Genomic DNA, 14,915 nt, shown 5'->3' with positions numbered 1-14,915 from the left:
GGCAAGTCGAGACAAAGCGAGACAATCCGACAATGCGCATTCTGGTGGCCGCCCTGTTGGCGGGCGGTGCAATGGGCAGCTGGCTGGGGATGACCGGTGTGCCCGCTGCGGGCGCGGTGTCGCCGTGTGCCGAACTGGGCGGCACGCTCGACGCAGGGCAGTGCCACGTGCACTCGTCCAACGCCAGCTACACCCTCGACATGCGGTTTCCGGTCGACTATCCCGACCAGCAGACCCTCACCGACTACCTGGTGCAGAACCGCGACGGATTTCTGACCGTGGCCAAGTCACCGGGGTCGCGCGACATGCCCTACGAAATGGACGCCACATCCGAGCAGCATCGCTCGGGTCAGGCTCCCAAGGGCACCCAGAGCGTGGTGCTGAAGATCTTCCAAGACCTGGGCGGCCCGCAGCCGTCGACCTGGTATCAGTCGTTCAACTACGACCTCGGAGCCCGTAAGCCGATCACCTTCGAGACCCTGTTCGCACCCAACAGCAAACCACTGGAGGCGATCTTTCCGGTGGTGCAGCGCGACCTCGAGCGCCAGACCGGAGTGCCGGCGATCCTGATCTCCTCCGGCTCGGGGATGGACCCGGGGCATTACCAGAACTTCGCCATCACCGACGACGACGTGATCTTCTATTTCGCTCCCGGCGAACTGTTGCCGCTCAGCGCCGGTGCCGCCTCGGTGAAGGTGCCCCGCACGGCGCTTCCGCCGCTGGAGGTCTAGGCGGGGGCGAAGCTGAACACCTGACCTGCGCTGGTGGCCACCGCCACCCGCCGGTCATTGCCGACCGACACGCCGAGGGGAAACCCGCGCGCTTCGGGCAGCGGATAGCTGTTGAGGGTGTGGCCGTCGGAGGGGTCGAACACCAACAGCGACAGACCCGCGGGCCCGAGGCTGGTGCCGGCGACCACGGTGTAGCCGACCTCGCCGGCCAGACTCGACGACGACAGCGGCACGGTGTCCTCGCGGCGCCATACCTGCTCGGCGTAGTCGCCGCGGTCGGCATAGGCCACCAGTTCGGTGTCGGGGCCACCGCCTGAGACGATCAGCCCGCCGGGCGTCACCGCAGGGGGTGTCTGGGCCAGGAACTTCAACGGCACCGACCATTTCGCTTTGCCGTCCGCGGCGTTGATCGCCCACAGCCGCTGGTCGCGTCCGTTGACGTAGACCGTCGAACCGTCGGCGGACAGGACGGGACTGGCCAGCACCCCGGCCGCGACGGCATCGCTGGCCCACTCCTGAGTGAGCAGCGGAACACCACCCGGGTGGTATCTGAGACCGACCAGGCCGGACTCCTTGGCGCCCGGCTGCCACAGGCTCACCACCGCGATGTTGCTCTGCGGCGAGAAGGCAGGTGCGGCGGCGACCGGACAGTCCGGCCGGGCCGCGGCACAGTCGGACAGCCCGCGCCGGAAGTCGTTCGGGTCGACACCGTCCACCAGGTCCAACGGCGTCCCGACGACCGTGCCGCGATGCGCGTCGAAAATCAGCACCTGGCCCAGATGGGTGACGACCAGCAGCAGGCCGTCACCGAGGATCCGCGGCGTGGAGGGCATGCCGATCACCGGGGCGCGCCAGCGGATCCACTGGGTGGGCGGAAACGACAGCATGGCGCCCGGTTGCCCGACGTAGACGTTGTCGAAGCCATCGATGAGCGCACCGAAGAACCCACCGCCCTGATGCAGTCGCGTGCACCAGCGCTGCCGGCCGCGGTCGGCGTTCTCCCACTGCATCAGCGAGCAACCGGACTCCGTCGCCGCGTTGAGCACCATCCAGCCGTGGACGCCCAGCGCGGGCTGGGCCCCCAGCTCACCTTTGACCGAGCGGATCCAGTCCAGCTGCAGGTCGGTGGCTCCTGCTGTGGCGGTATGACTGCTGTTCGCGGCGTCGGCGTACTGGGCGGGCCAGCCCGGCGCGGGTGCGGCCTGAACCCACGAATCGGTGTTGGCGCAGCCGCCGAGCAGCCCTGCCAACGTCACCATGGCGATTCCGGCCAGGACACCACGTCGCCGCAACACAGTGGAAATCCCCAATCCTCGGCCGGGTGTGTGAACGAGTCCTGGTGAGGGTAGCGCGTGGCGCGAACACGCTCGCGTAGGCTTTCCGGCCATGACGACGATGTGGGGTGCTCCGATCCACAAACGCTGGCGGGGTTCGCGCCTGCGTGACCCGCGCCAGGCCAGGTTCCTGACGCTGGCCTCGTTGCGCTGGGTGCTGGCCAACCGGGCGTACACGCCGTGGTACCTGGTGCGCTACTGGCGGCTGCTGAAGTTCAAGCTGGCCAACCCCCACATCATCACCCGTGGCATGGTCTTCCTGGGCAAGGGCGTGGAGATCCAGGCCACCCCGGAGATGTCGTACATGGAGATCGGCCGCTGGGTGCACATCGGCGACAAGAACACCATCCGGGCACACGAGGGCTCACTGCGGTTCGGCGACAAGGTGGTGCTGGGACGCGACAACGTCATCAACACCTATCTCGACATCGAGCTCGGTGATTCCGTGCTCATGGCCGACTGGTGCTACGTCTGCGACTTCGACCACAAGATGGATGACATCAACGTGCCGATCAAGGACCAGGGCATCATCAAGAGCCCGGTGCGCATCGGCCCGGACACCTGGATCGCGGCGAAGGTCACCATCCTGCGCGACACCAGCGTCGGCCGCGGGTGCGTACTGGGCGCACACGCGGTGGTCAAGGGCGTCATTCCCGACTATTCGATCGCCGTCGGCGCGCCGGCCAAGGTGGTCAAGAACCGCAAACTGGCCTGGGAGACCTCGGCCGCGGAGCGGGCTGAGCTGGCCGCCGCGCTGGCCGACATCGAGCGCAAGAAGGCCGCCCAGGGCTGAGTCGCGAGCGCGGACCCGGCTGTTCGCGCCCGTCGGGGCGCGCGTATGCCCCAACTATTCGTCGAAACCTGCCAGAATCGGCTGATGACGACACCGGCATTCTCCGATGTGTACCGGGAGAAGTACCTGCTGCTGACGACGTTCACAAAAGACGGCAAGCCCAAGCCCACCCCGGTCTGGGGCGCGCCGGTCGGGGATCGGCTCTGGGTCATCACCGACGACGGGTCGTGGAAAACCAAGCGGATCAACAACACTCCACGGGTCACCATCCAAAAATGCGGAGTCCTGGGTAAACCCAAGGGCGATCCCGTTGAGGCAGTCGCCCGTGTCCTGCCCAAGTCCGAGACCCGACAGGTCTACCGTGCCGTCGTCAAGCGGTACTGGTGGCACGCCTGGTGGTTCGTCCCGCACTCGCTGGTGCGCGGCGGAATAGACAAGGTGCACATCGGCCTGGAAATCGTCGCCGCACCCGGCAGCAGCTGACTCGCCCGGTGTGCTCAGCCGAACTCGAGCAGGGTGTATGCGCCCCGGAGGTTCTTGGCTGGTCCCCACTGCCAGAGGGCCGGGTACAGCGTTCCGAAGAACAGGCCCCGCCCCTTCGGTATCGGCACATCGTGCACGGCGCTGATACCGGGCACCGTCTGGGGCAGTCGCGCGAGCTGACCTGCCGACAGGCTGAACGGCATCGGGGGCACGCGATAGTGCTTCGATGCGCGCATTCCCCGCGGAGCCAACCGCTTGACCAGGGTCGGTGGCACATCGAAGAACATCTGACCGCCGGGGAAACGTTGCGCGCACGCCGAGATGAGGTCCATCGCCTCGTGCGGCTGCAGATACATCAGCAGACCTTCGGCGGTGATGAAGACGCCGGAACTGGAGTCGACCTGTTCCATCCAGCTGTAGTCCAACGCCGACTGCGCCAGGTTGGTGATGCGCGGGGAAGCCGGCAGCAATTGTTCGCGAAGCCGCATCACCGGCTCCAAATCCACTGACACCCACCTGAACCGCGGATCGGGGATGGCACGGTTCAAGCGCCAGAAGCTGGTTTGGAAGCCCTCGGCGAGCGCGACGACCGTCGCATCGGGGTGCTCACGCAGATACGCTGTCGCGCATCGATCGACGGCCAGCGACCGCAAGGCCATCTCCTGGCCACGACGCCCGAATTTGTCGAAGTCGAACGCGATGGATTCGACGAGTCGAATCGCCTCCGGGTCGTCGATGATGGCGTCGGGGAGTGCGGCCTGGTGTGCCCGCCCATTGAGCGTCATCAGGGCGGTTTCCGAAACCCCATTCAGTGCACTGGCGTCGACTCTGGGTTCGGCTGGATGGTCCACCGCGCCCATGGTATCGGAGAAGCAGCAGCGCTGGGCCGGCTCGGCTAGGGCGCCAGCGCCGGCAGCACCTTTTCGACCAGAAGGCGCAGGCTCTCCCACCCGTCGTCGAGGGGCAGGCCGCCGATCAGCGGGTGCAGGGTCACCCCGCTACGGCCGGCGCGACACTGCGCGACGAGCTCTTCGGGAGTCAGCACCTCGATCTTGGTGGACGCGCGCATCTCATCGATCGTGGCGGTAGGCGCCTCGTTGGGGCGGGGCACCTCCGGCACAGCCCACGAGCTGTATTCGGTTGCCTCGTGCAGGAAATACCGGCCACATCGCGCCCACGTCGCCTCCGGATCGGTGGTCAGGTGAGTCACGGTGTTGCCGTTCTCGGGACTGAATACGAAACCCTGTCTGCCGTTGCGGGCCAGTTCCTCTCGATACGTCGCCTCGATCTCGGGCATCGGCATCGGCGGCGAGAACGGCAATCCGAATCGGGCGGCACGGCGGGCGGCCGCGGTGCTCATCCCGCCGATGAAGAACATCGGATGCGGCTTGGTGTACGGCTTGGGCGTCACATCGATCATCCGACCGTGGTATTCGAACGGCTCATCGCCCCAGGACTTGAGGAGCACCTGAAGGCATTCGTCCATCAGTCGTCCCCGACGCCGGAAATCTTTGCCCACGGCGTGGTATTCCTCAGGGCGGTAACCGATTCCGGCGACGAAGCTGACCCGCCCGGCAGACAACTGGTCGAGCACCGCGATGTCTTCGGCAAGGCGCACCGGGTCGTACAGCGGTACCAGCAGCGCGTTGACGCTGATGCGGATATCGGTGGTGCATCCCGCGACGGCGGCGGCCATCATCAGCGGGGCCGGCAGCCAGCCGGTGGCCGCAAGATGATGTTCTTCGCAACCGATCGCGGTGACGCCGTTGGCGTCGGCATAGGAGGCCATCGCCAATGCTGCCCGGTAGCGTTCGGCATGTCCGGCGCCGGGGGCATTCGTCATGTTCAGGCGTAAGGCACTCAGCAGTGGCATGGGAATCGACCGGTCACCTCCTGGGCGTCACCGTAGCGCACGAATTGATCAATTGACTGATCACGTCAGTCCCGCGCCGTTAGCCTGGGGGCTGTGACCGGTGTGCTGACCCCGCTGCTGACCGGTGCGCCGCGGATGGTCAACGACTCACCATATGGGTTGTCCGCCAAAGCGGATCCGGAGACCGAGGCCCCCGCGGCGCCCGGGGCGCGGCCCTGATGGCCGGACCTCCCGACCCGCAGGTGCTGGCGGCGTTGCTGGCGATGCGCGACGGTGCGGGTGATGAGCCGGCGCCGCCGGTCGGCGATGTCGCCGGCCGGCGGCGCAGTGTTGGCCACCAGTTCGATCAGGTATTGGAGTCGCGGCCGCCGATCACCGGGGTAGAGACGCAGGAGTTTTCGCTGACCTACGGCGGCGGTGCACTCGCCCTGCGTTGGTACCGGCGATCCGGCGCTGATCAGCCCGGCAGTGCCGTGCTGTACCTGCACGGCGGCGGCATGATCTTCGACTGGGGACACCTGGGTCGGCTCTACGACGTGGCGGTGCGCGGCTACGTCGCAGCATCCGGCGTGCCGATGCTGGTGGTGGATTACCGTGTCGCCCCGGAATTCCCGCATCCGACTCCACTTGAGGACTGTTACGCGGCGTTGTGCTGGCTGAGCGACAACGCCGGGCAGCTGGGCGTCGACCCATCCCGGTTGGCCGTGATGGGCGACAGCGCGGGCGGGGGACTGGCCGCGGGTGTGGGTCTGCTGGCCCGCGACCGGGGTGGTCCGGCGATAGCGGCTCAGCTGTTGATCTATCCCATGCTCGATGACCGCACCCGCGAGGCAGGCGCGGCGGGCGCCACCCTGCTCACCTGGAGCTACGAGGACAATGTCACCGGCTGGACAGCGCTGCTGGGTGAGGGCGACGCCGACGGCTACGCCGCGCCGGCCCGCGCCGGCGACCTGTCCGGCCTGCCGTCGACCTACGTTGACGTCGGCGGGCTGGACATCTTCGCGCCCGAGGACGTCGCCTTCGCACAACGGCTGATCGCCGCCGGAGTCCCCGTCGAGTTGCACGTGTACCCCGGATGCCCGCATGCGTTCGATCTGCTGGCCCCCGACGCCGAAGTGTCCCAACGGGTTATCGCCCACCGAGTGCGGTATCTGGCAGCACTGTAGGGATAGCGGTACCTGACGGCGCGGTTACCGGTCCGGCAGTGCGTGCTCGATGATCGGCCGACGGGGCTGCGGTTCCCGCTCGCGGCGTTTGGCCGCCAGGTACACCTGGGCGGTTTCTTCGGCGACGGTGTGCCAGTCGAAGTCGGAGCTGAGCCGTTCCCGGGCCGCGACAGCGCGGCGCTGGGCGGCGGCCGGGTCATCGAGCACGTGGCAGACCGCCGCGGCCAGGGCCGGTACGTCGCGCGGGGGGCAGGACATGCCGGTTTCGCCGTTGATCACCGCTTCGCCCAGTCCGCCCACATTGGCCACCACCAGCGGGGTTCCGGCGGCAGCGGCCTCCAGTGCCGCCAGACCGAACGGTTCGTAGTGACTGGGCAGTGCCGCCGCGTCGGCCCGGTGCAACAGTGCCAACAGATCGTCGTGATCGACCCGGCCGATGAACCGGGTCGCCTTGAGAACCCGGTTCTTTCGGGCGCACTCGACCAGCCAGTCCTGCTGGGTGCCGTCGCCGGCGACGGTCAGTGTGGTCCCGGGGTAGGCGCGCCGGATCCGCGGCAGGGCCGCGATGATGTCGTGCACGCCCTTCTCGTATTCGAGGCGCCCGACGAACAGGATCTCCGGCGGACCGCTGCGGGGCTGCCGGCGGGCGAACGGCCACCGGGCGGCGTCAATGCCGTTGCGGATCACGGTGGTTTCGGCCAGCCCGGGACCGAACAGGGCGGTGATCTCATCCCGCATCGAGGCTGAGCAGGTGATCAGCGAATCGGATTCGCGGACCAGCCACGACTCCACGGCGTGCACCTGACGGCTCAGTGCCCCGGAAACCCACCCCGAGTGGCGTCCGGCTTCGGTGGCGTGGATCGTGGAAACCAAAGGCACATCGTAGAATTCGGCCAGTGCAATGGCTGGGTGTGCCACCAGCCAGTCGTGGGCGTGCACCAGATCGGGGCGCCACACGCTTTGGCCGCCATCGGTCTTGAGCGACAGTCCGGCGCGGACCATCGAATGACCCATCGCCAACGTCCAGGCCATCATGTCGTCGGCGAAGGTGAACTCGTGCGGGTCTTGGGCCGCGGCGACCACTCGCACGCCCTCGCTGATCTCGTCGGACGAGGGGTGCGTGCTGGGGTCGGTGCCGTAGGGGCGCCGGCACAGCACGACGACGTCGTGCCCGGCGGCGGCCAGCGCGGTGGACAGGTGATGCACATGCCGGCCCAGCCCGCCGATCACCACTGGCGGGTACTCCCATGACACCATCAGGATCTTCACGCGGCGGGTCCGTTCTGACGCGCACCATCGCGGTGCGAGGTCCGGTGGCGGGGGGTCACCGTGGCAGCCTACGGGCATCGAGTGCGCCGAAGAGACCGTCGGCCTTATTCCAGCCGTCGGCCAAGCGCTGTGCGGTGTCTCGGTGGCCGCCGGCCAGTGCGCCGGCGATCTCGCGGGTGGCGTGTGCGTGCAGCTGCGCGCGGTAGCGGGCGTAGTCGGCGGCGGAGTCCTTGCTGACCATGAACGGCCAGTCACTGGAGACCGTCAACAGTGCCTCACGCAGGATCTGATCGGCGACCCGGTCGCGCGGGGTGGGACCCGACGGCGCCGCGGTCTGCGCCAGGGCCTTGTCAACCGCGCCCAGGGCAGTCTCGGTCACCTCGGAGTTCAACTGCACCAGGTCGGCCACCTTCTCGCCGGACCACACCCGCCAGTCCTTGCCCGAGCCCCAGGAACTGGGCGGCAGTTCGACGGATTCGCCGACGAATCCGGCGTTGATGGCATCGGTCAGGGTGCCGACGCGAACCCCCGCCTCCGGCAGTGCCCGCAACACCCGGGCCAGCCAGGTCGGGCCCTCGTACCACCAGTGGCCGAAGAGCTCGGTGTCGAATGCCGCGACCACATGGGCCGGGCGGCCGATCCGCTCGGACTCGGACTGCAGCCGGTTGCGGACCACCGCGACGAAATCGGCGACGTGGGCATCGATGGCGGCATCGGCGCGCTGCGGGTCGTACGGCGCCTTCTGCTCGGGCGAGACGTTGCGGCCCGTCACCCGGGACGGCTTCAAACCGGTGCGGTGGTCGTAGGTGTGGAAATCCCGATAGGCCTCATGCCCGGGGTAGCCCGACTTCGGCGACCAGACCCGGTAGCTGACCGCAAGGTCGCGGCCGAACGCGATCACGTCGGAGTCAGCGACCGGCCGGCCCAGAGTGGTGTCGCCGTGCAGCGACGGGCCGTCGACCATGAAGTGCGAAACCCCGGCGGCGGCGTACTCGGTCTCCAGCCCGGGCGTATACGCGCATTCCGGCGCCCAGATTCCGGTGGGGGTGTGCGCCAACCGGGCCTGGGCGTCGGCCAATCCCTCCTGCAGCGCGAACTGGCGCAGTCGCGGCGCCAGCAGCGGCTGGAACGGGTGCGCCAGCGGTCCGCCGAGCAGTTCGACCGTCTGCGCCTGAACCAGTTCCCGCAGCATCGGGCTGGCGCCGTGGCGCCACAGCAGCGAGAACTCCTCGAGTGCCTTTTCGGCTGCCGCGCATTCGTGGAGCCCGAAGGGGCGGATGTCGGCCAAGGTGGTGGCCTGGGTGGCGCGCAGTTGCCAGTTCGCCAGCCAGTGGTGCATCCCGTCCAGGCAGTACGGATCGTCGAGCTGGGCGGCGACCACCGGTGTCACCCCGAGCGTGAGCAGGTTGCTCCGGCCTTCGGCGGCCAGCGTCCGCAGCACCCGCACCAGCGGCAGGTAGGCCGCCGACCAGGACTGGTAGAGCCACTCCTCACCGACCGGCCAGCGGCCGTGGTGCGCCAGCCAGGGCAGGTGGGTGTGCAGCACCAGGGTGAACAGGCCCGGGACGGAGCCGGGGGATTCTTCGGTCACCGGCGCACCGCGATCGCAACCAGGTCCAGGCTCTCGTCGATGTCGCGTTGGGCGGCTTCGAGGATGTCGAAATCGTCGCTGGTGACCCCGGCGACATCGGCCAGCAGGTCGTCCGGCCAGGGCGCGTCGGCCACTGCCCGCGCGATCTGGGCATCGATGATCGAGCCGCCGTGGCGGGCGTCCAGCTCCTGCAGCGCCGGCCCGTGGAAGACCCCGTACACCCCTTCGATCTCGAAGCCGCCCGCGAGCAGCAGCTCGCGCAGTTCGGCGGCATTGAGTTCGCGGGTGTGGAAGGGGTTGATCGGAGTGTCGCGGCCGGGGGAGAAGGTGATCCGGTTGGGGGTGGACACCATCAGCAGTCCGCCGGGCCGCAGCACCCGGGCGCATTCGGCGATGAACTGCCCCTGGTCCCAGAGGTGCTCGATGACTTGGAAGTTGACCACCACGTCCACGGCCGCGTCGGGCAGCGGCAGCTCGGCGAGGTTTCCCTGCACGGCTTCGACACGCGGGTAGCGGGCCCGTACGTGGGCCACCGCCGCGTCGTCGTAATCCACGCCGATCACCCGCTGGGCCACACCCGCGATCAGGTCGGCGCCGTAGCCCTCGCCGAAACCGGCCTCCAGGACCTCAAGGCCGCGACACCGGGGCGCGAGCTGCTGGTACACCACCTCGTGACGCCGGAACCAGTAGTTCTCAACGTCGAGTCCGGGGATGGTGCGTTCCCCGGTCAGCGTCAGCGTGCTGTCGCCGAGCGGCATGCCGGTGGGGTCTCCGGCGGCATTCGTAGAATTCATCGCACAGGCAGGCTAACGCGAAGGGCACGGTCCACGAACCGGCTACCCCGCACTGGCATTATCACGACCCGCTACGCTGTACAGGCGAACCGCATTAAGTTACCGGTGAGTAACATTCTCGTGCGGCTGCGTGAATCGCTACCCAGTCTTGTGGCCTGCCGCTGCAGGACCCCTTCGAGGAGGACGAACCACACTCATGACGAACATCGTGGTCCTGATCAAACAGGTCCCAGACACCTGGTCGGAGCGCAAGCTCACCGACGGTGACTTCACGCTGGACCGTGACGCTGCCGACGCCGTGCTCGATGAGATCAACGAGCGGGCCGTCGAAGAGGCACTGCAGATCCGGGAGGCCGAAGGCGCCGAAGGCACCGTCACCGTGCTGACCGCCGGCCCGGAGCGGGCCACCGAGGCGATCCGCAAAGCACTGTCGATGGGCGCTGACAAAGCCGTGCACATCCTCGACGATGGCATCAAGGGCTCCGACGTCATCCAGACCGCTTGGGTGCTGGCGCGCGCGCTGGGCGCCATCGAGGGCACCGAGCTGGTCATCGCCGGCAACGAGTCCACCGACGGTGTCGGCGGCGCGGTTCCGGCGATCATCGCCGAGTACCTGGGTCTGCCGCAGCTGACCCACCTGCGCAAGCTGACCGTCGAGGGCGGCAAGGTCACCGGTGAGCGCGAGACCGACGACGGCGTGTTCACGCTGGAGGCCTCGCTGCCGGCCGTGGTGAGCGTCAACGAGAAGATCAACGAGCCGCGCTTCCCCTCCTTCAAGGGCATCATGGCCGCCAAGAAGAAGGAAGTCACCGTGCTCACCCTGGCCGAGATCGGGGTCGAGCCCGACGAGGTCGGTGTCGCCAACGCCGGTTCCAAGGTGACCGCTTCGACCCCGAAGCCGCCGAAGACTGCTGGTGAGAAGGTGACCGACGAAGGCGAAGGCGGCACCAAGATCGCCGAGTACCTGGTTGCCCAGAAGATCATCTAAGCGATCCCCGGACCTGGAAGAAGACGGAAGAAATAGACATGGCTGAAGTACTTGTGCTCGTTGAGCACGCTGACGGAGCGCTGAAGAAGGTCAGCTCCGAACTGATCACCGCCGCGCGTGAGCTCGGCGAACCGTCTGCCGTCGTGGTCGGTGCCCCGGGCACCGCCGCCCCGCTGGTGGATGGTCTGAAGGAGGCCGGCGCCGCCAAGATCTACGTCGCCGAGTCCGACGTCGTGGAGGGCTACCTGGTCACCCCGACCGTCGACGTGCTGGCCGGGCTGGCCGAGTCGGCTTCCCCGGCTGCCGTCCTGATCGCCGCCAACGCCGAGGGCAAAGAGGTCGCCGGCCGGTTGGCGGCCCGGATCGGTTCCGGTCTGCTGGTCGACGTGGTCGACGTGAAGGCCGGCGCCAAGGTGGTGCACTCGATCTTCGGTGGTGCCTACACCGTGGACGCCGAGCCCACCGGCGACACCCCGGTCATCACCGTCCGTGCGGGTGCTGTTGAGCCCGCGCCGGCCGCTGGTGCGGGCGAGCAGGTCACCGTGGAGGTGCCCGCACCCGCCGAGAACGCCACCAAGATCACCTCGCGTCAGCCGGCCGTGGCCGGTGACCGCCCGGAGCTCACCGAGGCCGCCATCGTGGTGTCCGGTGGTCGCGGTGTCGGCAGCGCCGAGAGCTTCTCGGTGGTCGAGGAGCTGGCCGACTCGCTCGGTGCGGCCGTCGGCGCCTCGCGTGCCGCGGTGGACTCGGGCTACTACCCGGGCCAGTTCCAGATCGGCCAGACCGGCAAGACGGTTTCGCCGCAGCTCTACATCGCACTGGGCATCTCCGGCGCGATCCAGCACCGGGCCGGCATGCAGACGTCCAAGACCATCGTGGTGGTCAACAAGGACGAGGAAGCGCCGATCTTCGAGATCGCCGACTTCGGCATCGTCGGTGACCTGTTCAAGGTCGCCCCGCAGCTGACTGAGGCGATCAAGGCCCGCAAGGGTTAATTTCGTCTGCGTGAGCAGACGCGAAAGCCCCCGCACGCCGAGCGTGTCGGGGGCTTTGGCGTCTGTTGGCGGGCCTGGGCAGCTGCGCGGTCGCGACGCCGAATGCAGCCGGCTGCGTCAACTGCTCGCCGACGCCCGTGCCGGACACAGCCAGGTGCTGGTGTTGCGAGGCGAGGCCGGGATCGGCAAGACCGCCCTGCTGGACTACCTGGCCGAATCCGCCCCGGAGTTTCAGGTGATCCGGGCGGCCGGGGTGGAGTCCGACATGGAGCTGGCGTTCGCCGGCTTACAGCAGCTGTGCGCACCTGCCGCCGACGGCATCGACCTGTTGCCCGAACCGCAGCGCGATGCGTTGGCCATTGCGTTCGGTATGAGCAGCGGGTCGGCGCCCGACCGGTTTCTGGTGGGGCTCGCGGTGCTGGGGTTGCTCGCCGGGATTGCCGCGCGACAGCCGGTGTTGTGTCTGATCGACGACGCCCAGTGGCTCGACCGGGTGTCGGCTCAGACGCTGGGATTCGTGGCGCGCCGACTGCGGGCCGAACCCCTCGCCCTGGTGTGCGCACTGCGCGAGCCGGTCGAGGGGCTGACCGGGCTGCCGAAACTGATGCTGCGCGGCCTGGCCGAGTCCGACGCTCGCGCCGTGCTCGACTCGGCCTTGCCGGGCCCGATCGATCCCCAGGTGGCCGACCGGATTGTCGCCGAGACCCACGGCAACCCCCTGGCGCTGCTGGAGCTGCCGCGGGGACTGTCCACGGCCGAGCTGGCCGGCGGCTACTACCGCCCCGACGTGGTGCCGGTGGCCGGACAGCTCGAACGCCACTACTTGACCAGGGTTCAGGCGTTGCCCGGCGATACCCAACGACTGTTGTTGCTGGCCGCCGCCGAACCGGTGGGCGATGCGGCGCTGCTGCTGCGGGCGGCGAATCTGGTGGGGCTGACGGCTTCGACCATGGCTCCGGCCGAGGAGGCCGGTCTGATCGAAGTGGGCGCACGGGTGCGATTCCGTCATCCCTTGGTGCGCTCGGCGATCTACCGCGCGGCCAACCTGGAGGACCGCCGGGATGCCCACCGCGCTTTGGCACAGGCCACCGACCCCGCGCACGACCCCGACCGGCGGGCGTGGCATCGCGCCCACGCGGCTGCCGGCCCGGACGAATCGGTCGCCGCGGAGCTGGTGCGCTCCGCTGACCGAGCGGCGCTGCGCGGCGGAACAGCCGCGGCGGCAGCGTTTTTGGCCCGTGCCGCCGAACTGACCCCCGACCCGCTGCAACGCGGATCTCGTGCGCTCGATGCCGCCGAAGCCAAGCGGTCGGTGGCGGAGCTGGACGCGGCCGATGCACTGCTGGGCGCCGCCGAGCTGGCGCCCCTTGACGAGCTGCAGCGCGCCCGAGCAGGCCGGATGCGCGCGCAGCTGGCATTCACCCGCGGCCGCGGCAGCGGCCACGCGCCCACCATCCTCGAGGCAGTTCATCAATTCTTCAGCGCAGCAAGCAGTTTGGAGACCATCGACGAGGCGATGGCGCAGGAGACCCTGTTGGAGGCCGTCAGCGCGGCGATGTATGCGGGCCGGGCGTTCGGAGCGCAGGTGCGCCACCACACCGCGGCGGCCTTGGCCGCAGGTACGCGCACGTCCTCGAACCGGCCCGCCGATCTGCTGCTGCTTGCGTTGACCACCCGGATCAGCGGCGGCTGCCGGGCCGGGCTTGAGCCGTTGCGCGCCGCAATCGCCGCACTGACCCCGAACACCTGGTCATGGCAGGCATTTCCGATCGGCTACGAAGCCGCCGTCCACGACGTGTGGGACGACGAGGCCTGGTATCGGATCGCCAGGGACGCCGTCCGGGTCGCGACCGACACCGGCGCGCTGGCCATGCTGCCGGTTGCGTTGACGACCCGGGCCGGCGTGCACGTGCAGGCGGGTGAGTTCGCCGCGGCGCGCGCGCTGATCGCCGACGCCGACACCCTGACCGCAGCGGCCGGACAGGCGCCGGTGCGCTACCACGCGTTGGTGTTGGCCGCCTGGAGGGGCGATGAGGCCGAGGCGACCGTGCTGATCGACGCCGCCGCCCGCAGCGGGGCGGCTCGCGGAGAGGGCCGCATCACCGCACTGATCGGATACGCCTCCGCGTTGCTCTACAACGGCCTGGGTCGCTACCAGGCGGCATGCGAGGCGCTGCGCCGGGTGCTGGACTACGAGGACCTCGGCCTCTACGGCATGAACCTGGCTGAACTGGTCGAGGCAGGGGTGCGCGGCGATGAGCCGACGCTGGCCGCCGAGGCGCTGCGGCAGCTGGATGAGCGCGCTACGGTCAGTGGAACCGATTGGGGACTGGGTGTGCTGGCCCGATCGCGAGCACTGATGTGTGACGATCCGGCCGCCGAGGACCACTATGTCGAGGCCATTGAGCGGCTGGGTCGAACCCGGATCGCCGTGGACCTGGCTCGTGCGCACCTGGTGTACGGCGAATGGCTCCGTCGGGAGAAGCGGCGCGGCGACGCGCGCACGCAGCTGCGTACGGCGCACGAGATGTTCACCGGATTCGGGGCGCAGGCGTTCGCGCAGCGCAGCCGCCGCGAACTGCAGGCGCTCGGCGAGAAGGTCAGCAGCCGACCGGCGACCGGTGGTGACGTGATGACCCCGCAGGAGCGCCAGATCGCCGAGCTGGCCGGTGCCGGCTTGACCAATGCCGAGATCGGGGCGCAGCTGTTCATCAGCGCCCACACCGTGGAATGGCACCTGCGCAAAGTCTTCGCCAAGCTGGGAATCCGCTCCCGCCGGGAACTGCGCGACACCGCTGCCGGCCGCTGAGCAGGCTTCCGCACCCCGCGGGGCGGGGGACAGACTACGGACTTTCCGGGGTTCCCCCACGGGTCGCACGGTGCCAGGGTCGAAGTATC

At 68.7% G+C, this 14,915-nt stretch carries 14 protein-coding genes; 8 read left to right on the top strand and 6 right to left on the bottom strand.

Annotated elements, in window-relative coordinates:
• Positions 1–32: 32 nt before the first annotated feature.
• A complete protein-coding gene (locus AWC18_RS11105; protein WP_085138750.1) occupies positions 33–731 on the top strand; it encodes an esterase in 699 nt (232 codons plus the stop codon).
• Here the strand turns inward: AWC18_RS11105 and AWC18_RS11100 are convergent.
• Complete coding sequence (locus AWC18_RS11100; protein WP_082961295.1) at positions 728–1,990, bottom strand: BamB-related PQQ repeat family beta-propellar protein; 1,263 nt, start codon at positions 1,988–1,990, stop codon at positions 728–730. The two genes, AWC18_RS11105 and AWC18_RS11100, sit on opposite strands and share 4 nt — an antisense overlap.
• A 127-nt stretch (positions 1,991–2,117) precedes the next feature.
• On the opposite strand from AWC18_RS11100, the gene AWC18_RS11095 reads away from it, so the two are divergent.
• Both AWC18_RS11095 and AWC18_RS11090 read left to right on the top strand, forming a co-directional pair.
• A complete protein-coding gene (locus AWC18_RS11095) occupies positions 2,118–2,858 on the top strand; it encodes an acyltransferase (RefSeq protein ID WP_064999749.1) in 741 nt (246 codons plus the stop codon).
• Positions 2,859–2,942: 84 nt separating this feature from the next.
• On the top strand, positions 2,943–3,341 hold the full coding sequence (locus AWC18_RS11090) for a PPOX class F420-dependent oxidoreductase (protein WP_076048238.1): 399 nt from the start codon (positions 2,943–2,945) through the stop codon (positions 3,339–3,341).
• A 14-nt stretch (positions 3,342–3,355) separates the two neighbouring features.
• On the opposite strand, the gene AWC18_RS11085 is transcribed toward AWC18_RS11090, so the two are convergent.
• Complete coding sequence (locus AWC18_RS11085; RefSeq protein ID WP_064999751.1) at positions 3,356–4,201, bottom strand: class I SAM-dependent methyltransferase; 846 nt, start codon at positions 4,199–4,201, stop codon at positions 3,356–3,358.
• 35 nt (positions 4,202–4,236) lie between these two features.
• Positions 4,237–5,214, bottom strand: a complete 978-nt coding sequence (locus AWC18_RS11080; protein ID WP_085138749.1) for an LLM class flavin-dependent oxidoreductase — start codon at positions 5,212–5,214, stop codon at positions 4,237–4,239.
• 93 nt (positions 5,215–5,307) lie between these two features.
• Between AWC18_RS11080 and AWC18_RS22220 the strand changes: the two genes are divergently transcribed.
• A complete protein-coding gene (locus AWC18_RS22220) occupies positions 5,308–5,433 on the top strand; it encodes a hypothetical protein (protein ID WP_272937691.1) in 126 nt (41 codons plus the stop codon).
• Complete coding sequence (locus tag AWC18_RS11075) at positions 5,433–6,380, top strand: alpha/beta hydrolase (RefSeq protein WP_085138748.1); 948 nt, start codon at positions 5,433–5,435, stop codon at positions 6,378–6,380. The genes AWC18_RS22220 and AWC18_RS11075 overlap by 1 nt, the downstream gene beginning before the upstream one ends.
• Positions 6,381–6,404: 24 nt before the next feature.
• Here the strand turns inward: AWC18_RS11075 and AWC18_RS11070 are convergent, their stop codons facing one another.
• Genes AWC18_RS11070 through AWC18_RS11060 form a run of 3 tightly spaced genes read right to left on the bottom strand, consistent with a single transcriptional unit; the run spans position 6,405 to position 10,034 of the window.
• Complete coding sequence (locus tag AWC18_RS11070; RefSeq protein WP_064999754.1) at positions 6,405–7,649, bottom strand: glycosyltransferase family 4 protein; 1,245 nt, start codon at positions 7,647–7,649, stop codon at positions 6,405–6,407.
• A gap of 55 nt (positions 7,650–7,704) precedes the next feature.
• Entirely contained in the window at positions 7,705–9,240 is a 1,536-nt protein-coding gene (locus AWC18_RS11065; protein ID WP_085138747.1) for a 1,4-alpha-glucan branching protein domain-containing protein, read from the bottom strand.
• Positions 9,237–10,034 (bottom strand): class I SAM-dependent methyltransferase, encoded by a 798-nt coding sequence (locus AWC18_RS11060; protein ID WP_208858352.1) that lies wholly within the window; start codon positions 10,032–10,034, stop codon positions 9,237–9,239. Before AWC18_RS11060 ends, AWC18_RS11065 begins: the two co-directional genes overlap by 4 nt.
• 196 nt (positions 10,035–10,230) lie before the next feature.
• Here AWC18_RS11060 and AWC18_RS11055 point away from each other — a divergent pair, with 196 nt between their 5' ends.
• Genes AWC18_RS11055 through AWC18_RS11045 form a run of 3 tightly spaced genes read left to right on the top strand, consistent with a single transcriptional unit; the run spans position 10,231 to position 14,826 of the window.
• Positions 10,231–11,022: an electron transfer flavoprotein subunit beta/FixA family protein gene (locus AWC18_RS11055; RefSeq protein WP_064999757.1), complete on the top strand. Its 792-nt coding sequence runs from the start codon at positions 10,231–10,233 to the stop codon at positions 11,020–11,022.
• A 38-nt stretch (positions 11,023–11,060) separates the two neighbouring features.
• Complete coding sequence (locus AWC18_RS11050) at positions 11,061–12,017, top strand: electron transfer flavoprotein subunit alpha/FixB family protein (protein WP_064999758.1); 957 nt, start codon at positions 11,061–11,063, stop codon at positions 12,015–12,017.
• A 10-nt stretch (positions 12,018–12,027) separates the two neighbouring features.
• Complete coding sequence (locus tag AWC18_RS11045) at positions 12,028–14,826, top strand: AAA family ATPase (protein WP_420093326.1); 2,799 nt, start codon at positions 12,028–12,030, stop codon at positions 14,824–14,826.
• The last annotated feature ends 89 nt before the right edge of the window (positions 14,827–14,915 follow it).

The organism is Mycolicibacter nonchromogenicus (assembly GCF_002101775.1).
GTDB lineage: Bacteria > Actinomycetota > Actinomycetes > Mycobacteriales > Mycobacteriaceae > Mycobacterium > Mycobacterium nonchromogenicum.
The sequence above is the reverse complement of the archived record's forward strand: the minus strand, read 5'-3'. Positions and strand labels throughout refer to the sequence as shown.

Excerpts from the sequence above, each read along its gene's own strand:
- AWC18_RS11105 (WP_085138750.1), top strand. The coding sequence starts at position 33 with ATGCGCATTCTGGTGGCCGCCCTGTTGGCGGGCGGTGCAATGGGCAGC.
- AWC18_RS11100 (WP_082961295.1), bottom strand. The coding sequence starts at position 1,990 with ATGGTGACGTTGGCAGGGCTGCTCGGCGGCTGCGCCAACACCGATTCG.
- AWC18_RS11095 (WP_064999749.1), top strand. The coding sequence starts at position 2,118 with ATGACGACGATGTGGGGTGCTCCGATCCACAAACGCTGGCGGGGTTCG.
- AWC18_RS11090 (WP_076048238.1), top strand. The coding sequence starts at position 2,943 with ATGACGACACCGGCATTCTCCGATGTGTACCGGGAGAAGTACCTGCTG.
- AWC18_RS11085 (WP_064999751.1), bottom strand. The coding sequence starts at position 4,201 with ATGGGCGCGGTGGACCATCCAGCCGAACCCAGAGTCGACGCCAGTGCA.
- AWC18_RS11080 (WP_085138749.1), bottom strand. The coding sequence starts at position 5,214 with ATGCCACTGCTGAGTGCCTTACGCCTGAACATGACGAATGCCCCCGGC.
- AWC18_RS11075 (WP_085138748.1), top strand. The coding sequence starts at position 5,433 with ATGGCCGGACCTCCCGACCCGCAGGTGCTGGCGGCGTTGCTGGCGATG.
- AWC18_RS11060 (WP_208858352.1), bottom strand. The coding sequence starts at position 10,034 with ATGAATTCTACGAATGCCGCCGGAGACCCCACCGGCATGCCGCTCGGC.
- AWC18_RS11055 (WP_064999757.1), top strand. The coding sequence starts at position 10,231 with ATGACGAACATCGTGGTCCTGATCAAACAGGTCCCAGACACCTGGTCG.
- AWC18_RS11050 (WP_064999758.1), top strand. The coding sequence starts at position 11,061 with ATGGCTGAAGTACTTGTGCTCGTTGAGCACGCTGACGGAGCGCTGAAG.